Source organism: Paenibacillus timonensis (assembly GCF_022427145.1).
GTDB classification, from domain to species: domain Bacteria; phylum Bacillota; class Bacilli; order Paenibacillales; family Paenibacillaceae; genus Fontibacillus; species Fontibacillus timonensis.
Genome location: NZ_JAKSXN010000110.1, coordinates 1 through 6,800, shown reverse-complemented (window position 1 = coordinate 6,800; position 6,800 = coordinate 1). Strand labels below are relative to the sequence as shown.

Annotated in this window: 5 protein-coding genes; 1 reads left to right on the top strand and 4 read right to left on the bottom strand. The window is 55.6% G+C overall.

Annotated features, from left to right (window positions below; translation table 11 throughout):
• Positions 1-417: CPBP family intramembrane glutamic endopeptidase (locus MJ257_RS24140; RefSeq protein WP_240271729.1), on the bottom strand; the 417-nt coding region annotated here is incomplete at its 3' end.
• A gap of 432 nt (positions 418-849) precedes the next feature.
• Here MJ257_RS24140 and MJ257_RS24135 point away from each other — a divergent pair.
• Positions 850-1,524, top strand: coding sequence for an SOS response-associated peptidase (locus tag MJ257_RS24135; RefSeq protein ID WP_240271728.1), 675 nt, complete (start codon positions 850-852; stop codon positions 1,522-1,524).
• Between the two features lie 76 nt (positions 1,525-1,600).
• Here the strand turns inward: MJ257_RS24135 and MJ257_RS24130 are convergent, their stop codons facing one another.
• The 3 genes from MJ257_RS24130 to MJ257_RS24120 all read right to left on the bottom strand — a co-directional run bounded on the left by MJ257_RS24130 (position 1,601) and on the right by MJ257_RS24120 (position 6,643).
• Positions 1,601-2,878, bottom strand: a complete 1,278-nt coding sequence (locus tag MJ257_RS24130) for a BNR-4 repeat-containing protein (protein WP_240271727.1) — start codon at positions 2,876-2,878, stop codon at positions 1,601-1,603.
• A 202-nt stretch (positions 2,879-3,080) separates the two neighbouring features.
• Complete coding sequence (locus MJ257_RS24125) at positions 3,081-4,226, bottom strand: glycoside hydrolase family 88 protein (protein WP_240271726.1); 1,146 nt, start codon at positions 4,224-4,226, stop codon at positions 3,081-3,083.
• Positions 4,227-4,264: 38 nt separating this feature from the next.
• Positions 4,265-6,643: a GH36-type glycosyl hydrolase domain-containing protein gene (locus MJ257_RS24120; RefSeq protein ID WP_240271725.1), complete on the bottom strand. Its 2,379-nt coding sequence runs from the start codon at positions 6,641-6,643 to the stop codon at positions 4,265-4,267.
• Positions 6,644-6,800: the final 157 nt, after the last annotated feature.

The window sequence follows — 6,800 nt, the reverse complement described above, 5'->3', positions numbered from 1 at the left end:
ACTAAGTAGATAATCAAATAACCCATGAGTCACTGTTGGAGCGATCACATTGTCGGTTCGTGAATACAGGAACACAAACACCGGATGCATAAGTCCTTTTAACAATAAACTAAACCAATCTTCGGCTATGTAGTCAACCGGATTTTGTCCGAATCGAATGATTTGTAAAGGAATATGAAGGATTGAAAACATAACCGATACGACGAGGATAGCAGCAAGCTTATTCGCGATAAGTCCCTGAACTCGAGTTTGAATATACCCTCGGAACATAACTTCTTCGGCAAAAGCAACAAGGATCAAATAGTAAGCAAGCTGCAGGAGAATATCCCCGAAACTTTGTTGAAAACGGGCTACACCTATCAGATAGGCATATATAGGCACAGCACTTAATGGAATCGCAGCGATGATCCCGATCATTACGGATCTGATCAACTTCATTTTGGTTATTCCGATACTAGATAAGGATTGTCCACGAAGACGTAAAATTACGAATATGGGGACGAGTTGGAGTAGAAGCATCGGAAAGCTTACTATGATTCGTAATCCATGGTACGAAGCAGTTTCATCCTTTAGCAACTCATGCATAAAAGTTGTTCGATACAAGATAAATCCAAAAAACGTTGTGAGAATCGTTAAATAAACGTAATACCCAATAGCAAGAGTGCCGTCTCTCCGGCTCATTATTCATTCTCCCCCCTAATCTATCGCCACCTATCCTCATCTTGGAACATGAAGCACAAGTGAATCCATGATCAAAATCATTCAAATTGAAAAAAAGAACTCCTTAAGCATGATTTTCCTCCTTTTACAAACACTACATCACAATCGATCAAAGGAGGCAGAAATCTCATGTGTCAACGGTTTTCCATGGCGGCCGAGTTGCCGGAGGTTCAGGAGCATTTTCAAATCGGGCGGGTGATGAGTTATTACAAGAACCGCTTTAACATCAGCCCCACGCAGCCCACACCGGTTGTGCTCCAGCAGGACGGGGAGCGGGTGCTCGACGAATTCCGCTGGGGGTTCGTTCCTTATTGGGGCAAAGATGCGGTTAACGCCGATCTCCGCAATGTCCACCAGAATCCGACGTATCGCCGGATCATCAGCACGCAGCGATGCATCATCCCCTGCAACGGCTTCTATTATTGGAGGAAGGAAGGCAAGAAGGAATACCCGGTCCGGGTGGTTCTGAAAAACCGCGGCATGTTCGGCGTGGCCGGCCTGTATGAAATTTGGCGGGATACGCGCGGCGAGCCGCTTCGCACCTGCACCCTCGTCATGACGGACGCCAATCGCCTGATCGGGGAGTTTGAGCGCCGTATGCCGGCGATTTTGTCCTCCGAGGATATGGCCCGTTGGCTGGATGAAGAGATCAATGATCTCGACGCGCTGGGCCCGATCCTGCGACCGCATGCAGCGGAAGAAATGCAAGCCTACGCGGTAACGCCGTTGATCGAAAACAACCGGTACGACACCGACGAATGCATCCGTGAGATGGATTTGCAGTTGGCTTGGGTGAAGCGGTAAGCGAATGGTTTGTCGGATATTGAAAAAAGTTAAAAAGCTCTTGGACACCCGTCCAAGAGCTTTTGTATTTTCTGCTTCAGTAATTCCTACCGTAATAGAGCTTGAGATTCGGGATATCCACCAGGTACAGGATATCGACGCCTTTGGCGCTGCGCTCCACCGCAAGCCGTTCGATCGGTTTGCCGGGGGCCAACGAGGTTTCGGTCCATCCGGTTCCTCCCGAATTCACGGCCACAAAAGCCCGATCCGTACCGCTTTGCTTTACGTAATAAATTCGGGCTTCCGTGCCGGTCCAGGTGACGTCCACCGCAGCCCGTGTCGCGGCGGCATCATAGACGGTCTGCAGCTCCCATCCTCCTGTGCCGTACGTTGCTTGCTTCACGGCGAAATTTGCGCTGCCTGCCTCGCGGTAACGGTAGGCGATGATCGGCCGTCCAGCGGAGTCCACTGTTAGTTTGGCGCTTTGCACGCCAGGTCCGCCCGGATCGTCGCCGCTCTGCACGTAGGTTTCGCCAGGGGCTAAAGGTTGGACGATATCGGCCGTAGTCAACGTTGCCGGAATAGACACCGGCGTTCCATCCGCCTTGGTGAAGACGCCCGTAGCCGGGCTGTACTTCAGGTACGACAGCTCATGGCGCAAGGCGCTGGCGGCAAAATGCGCCCACTCGAACAAAATATGCATATCGCCGTTGGCATCGAAAGCCAAGTCGTCCGGATAAACGGACCGATTCAGCGTGGACGCGATCACTCCGATCTGGCTCCAGGTTGAGGCCGCGTTATCCCAATGGAACAGGACGCCTTCCCGTTTGCCCGCAAGATCCTTGGCGACCCGTGCGAAGAGATACAAATCCCCGTTCGGCGCGGTTTTGACGATCGGATAAGAGATTTTCATATCCGGTCCTGGCATATCCGCCGAATGGTTCTGGGGAGCTCCGCCTACCGTATCCGAACGAAAGTATCGCCAGGTGTTATCGTGCATCGAGGCAAACACATGGAACCGGCCGCTGCCGTCCCGCGCAATGGAGGGCTGGTTATGACCCACATCGTCTTGATACTCGGCCACGACGGAACCGTTCATGACCGGAATATTGCTCCAAGCCCCGGTGCCGTCTCTTCTGGCGATATATACCGTATGCATACCGGCGGTACTCCCCGGCGCATTATAAGCCATATAAGCATATTCATATCCCGTCCCGTACGTATCCAGCGGCGACCACCATCCCGCCTGGTTGCTGGAATCCATCGGGTAAGGAACCTCCGTAAGCTCCGCGGCCGCATATCCCGTCGTTGTCGGCAGCAACAGCATCAACGCAACAAAGCAAAGCCCGATTCGCCAACCTTTTCCCCTTTTCACGTTTTCCCGCCTCCTCGATTTGAAATCGTTTGCAAATCTATCCCCGATCACCTTGGTCCTCCCGGTACCGGTACAAGCGTATCACGCCACCATGAGCCAGAATAGAAACAAAACAACGTTCCAAATAGAACGAAATTACGCATTTTTGCCAAAAATAGAACATTTCTCCGCTTATATGCGACAACCCCCGAATTCAAGTGAGTTAACGCCCGCGTTCATACCAATATCCCGGGATTCCGTGAGCAAGCCGCATCAACGCCTCGAGAAAAAAGTAATCCCCCCAGATCACATAATCATCGGTTGCGATGCCGCCCCTCACATAATAGGAGCCGTGCCGCAGGAAGCCTTCGCCCTCCCCGGTCTCGTTCGTACCGTCTGAAAAACAATGCTTCGCCAGCGACGCCACGGAACGCTCGACAAAAGCCAGAAGCTCCGCCCGGTCCGGATCATCGGCAGGCAGATGCTCCGCAAGCTCCAGGACGCCGCACGCCGCGATTGCGGAGGCCGAGCTGTCCCGAGGTTCGCCTTCGGTCTGCGGCGCATCAAAGTCCCAATAAGCAATGTGATCCGCAGGCAGATGATCGATGAAATAACGGGCCAGCCGCTTGGACGTGTCCAAAAACGAAGCGTCCCGGAAATAACGGAAGGCCAACGCGAAACCGTAAATCCCCCAAGCCTGCCCCCGCGTCCAGGTCGAGCCGTCGCGAAAGCCTTGATGCGTGCCGCCCCGGACCGCATCGCCTGTCGCGGTATCGAAATAAAACGTGTGATACGACGAGCCATCGCCTCTCACGAGGAATCGCTGGCTTTGTTCGGCATGGATCCGAGCGATCTCGGCGTACCTCGGATCCCCGGTTTGCTGGCTGGCCCAATAGAGTAACGGCAAATTCATGAGGCAGTCGATGATGATACGTCCGCCGTTGATTTCATCGCCCTCCGGGCCCCAAGCTTGCAGGATGCGGGCAGTTGGCCGCCACCGCGTCAGCAGCAAATCCGCCGCTTCCAGGGTCGACTTCCGGGCAGCTTCATCTTGCTCTACGATCCACTGCGCCCCGGTGGACAATAGATACAGAAACCCGATGTCGTGATGCTCCAAATGGCTCCGCCGCGCAAGCCGGTCTTGAAAGGACGCCGTGGCCGCAGCGGCCGCTTGACGGATCTTTTCGTCCCGGCTGTACTCGTAGCTAAGCCACAAGATGCCGGGCCAGAAGCCTTCCGTCCAATCGGTATGCGCCACCAGCTGATACTTGCCGTCCCCCTGGCTGACATGCGGAAAACGCGGCTGAAAACGGGAGATATTCGTTCGCGTAATGTCCAGCGTTTGTTCGATCCATTCATTCCAATTCATGTTTATCCTCCTGTAAGTTAGCAAGATGGATGTTCAGGTTACATGACAACGTCCACACGGACGGAGGAGCGTCCGGGATAAACCGGCACGACATGGCCTTCCAGCGGCTGACCGTCGACGGTGATGGATTTGACGCCCCGGCAAACCCGGCTTTCGTTGCGAACCGTAATCTCGTAGTCGCAGCCGCGGAACTTGCGTTTCACGCTAAAACCTTCCCATTCGGCGGGAATGCAGGGGTTTATGGACAAGCCTTGAAGCACAGGTTTGATGCCCAGGATATATTGGGTCGCGGCGACGTACATCCAAGCGGCCGTCCCCGTCAGCCAGGAAACGTTGGCCAATCCGAACTTGTCGGATTCCGGCCCGAACAAGTTCGAGGCGTAGACATAGGGCTCCGCTTTGTACCGCCACAGGCCGGCTTTGTCCATGGCCACGTTCGGGAGCAGCTGGCGGTAATATTTGTAGGCGAGATCCCCGCGCCCAAGCAGGCATTCGGCAATGATCGCCCAGGTGTTGGCATGGCAGAAGACCGCTCCGTTCTCCCCCGTCCCCTTGTTGTAATTCGTCAAAGGATCGGCGGGATCGGGGAACGTGCTGATGGAGGGATGGATTTTCTTGATGCCAAGCTCCGTGTCCAGCAGCTCGCGGACGCTGTTCATCGCTTCCAGGCCCTTCTCCGGATCGGCCATCCCGGATAGAACCGCCCAGGTTTGGGCGTTCAGCCAGATTTTCGCTTCCTCGTGCACGTCGCTGCCGAGGAATCGGCCGTCATCCATGATGGCGCGTCGGAACCAGCGGCCGTCCCAGCCGAGGCTGTTAACCAGCCCCCGCTGCTGCTCATACATGGCCTCGTAGTTCGCGACATCCTCCGGATGGCCGGCAGCGACGGCGAGATCCACCATCCGCTGCAGCACCAAGCCAAGCTGCATGGCGGTCCAGATGCTCTCTCCCCGGCCCTCGCGGCACACCCGGAACAGCTGGTCGTTCCAATCCGATCGCAGCATCAGCGGGAAGCCGTTCGGCCCCAGCTTCGACGCCGTAAATTCGATGGCGGCCTTCAAGTGCTCATATACCGTGCCTTGATCCCCATCATAGTAAGGCACTTCAGCGTTCAGGAACGCGGCGTTCCCGGTTTCGGCCAACAGGTCCCAAGCCGCCAAAGCCGGCCATAAATGATCGTCGGAATGGATGCTCGTCACCGGGTCCCAACCCTCATGGGGGAAAAAGTAGTGATTCGCGTGCCCGTCCCGGTACTGCTGGCCGAGCAGCAGCCGCAGCTTGCCCAGCGCTTGCTCCGCGTCAAACGGCACGACCGCCAAAATATCCTGCGACGTGTCCCGGTACCCGACGCCGCGAAACGTTCCGGTGGCATAGAAGGAAATATTGCGCGAAAACAGAAAGTTGCGGTGCGCCTGATACGGGTTCCAGATGTTCAGCATCCGTTCGGCGTCCGGATCCGGCAGCCGGCAATCCCAAGCGCCGAGATAACCGTCCCAGAAGGTCCGAAGCCCTTGAAAAGAACGTTCCGCAAATCCGGATACCCGGGAGCGCGCAAGCGCCTCTTCTACCTCGGCTTCATCCCGGGCCGTGCCGAGGAAGAGATGAACGGTCTGGCTCTCGCCCGGCTGCAGCGTGACCTTGAATTGCAGCGCTCCGCACGGGTCTCCGCCCATCAGCGTCGACCCTCGGCAGCCTCCTTCTTCGATCGCCGCCGGATTGGCCTCGCTGCGATAGCTGCCGATAAATTCCTCGCGGTCGCCGTCATACCCGGACAGCGGCGCGTCGGAGGCAAAATAGACGAGCGGCGTCTCCTCCGGCTTCGGTTGATTTTCGACGCCATACCGGTATACCAGCGCCTCAGACGGACGGTACTGCACGGAAACCTGATGTTTGTTGTAACATTGCCATTGCAGCTCGCGCATGAATTCCATCATCCCGAACTCCACGTAAGCGTAAACGTTCAGCTCTTTGGCTACCGAGGTTTCATTGGACAAGGTCAATTTCCAAATCAGCGAGTTTTCATAGGGACCGACGAAATACAAGGTTTGGGCCGCGATCCCTTCCCGCTTCGCTTCAAACCGGGTGTAGCCGAGGCCATGGGCGCTTTTCCATGTTTCCGGTTTGGCGGCGGCGGGTTCATTGGTGGGGCACCAGTACGTCCCCGAGTCCGCGTCCTGGACGTAAATGTAGGGTCCCGAACGGTCCATCGGCAGGTGAAAAAACCGGTAGCGCGTAATCCGCCAAATCTGCGGCGATTTGTAAAACGCGACCCCGCCGCCCGCATGGGACAACATCGTATGGAACGTGCCGTTGGACAAATAGTTCATCCACGGGGTCGGCGTGTCGTGCCGGTGGAACTCGATTTCTTTTTCCGCGTCGCGAAAGGAATAATAGCTTTTCGGGTCAGTCGGTTTCATGGGAATTCACTCCTTACTCCTTTGGTGGTTTCTAACGGACCTCAGCGCCGTTATTTGGCCGGAATACGCCGATTTCCAGCTGTAACGGACTCCAAAGACCTTATTGACATCTAAACGTACGATCAAACCTATTTTGGGACAAATAACGGCTTTCCGG

Coding starts and splice junctions, on each gene's coding strand:
- MJ257_RS24135 (WP_240271728.1), top strand. CDS start 850: ATGTGTCAACGGTTTTCCATGGCGGCCGAGTTGCCGGAGGTTCAGGAG.
- MJ257_RS24125 (WP_240271726.1), bottom strand. CDS start 4,226: ATGAATTGGAATGAATGGATCGAACAAACGCTGGACATTACGCGAACG.
- MJ257_RS24120 (WP_240271725.1), bottom strand. CDS start 6,643: ATGAAACCGACTGACCCGAAAAGCTATTATTCCTTTCGCGACGCGGAA.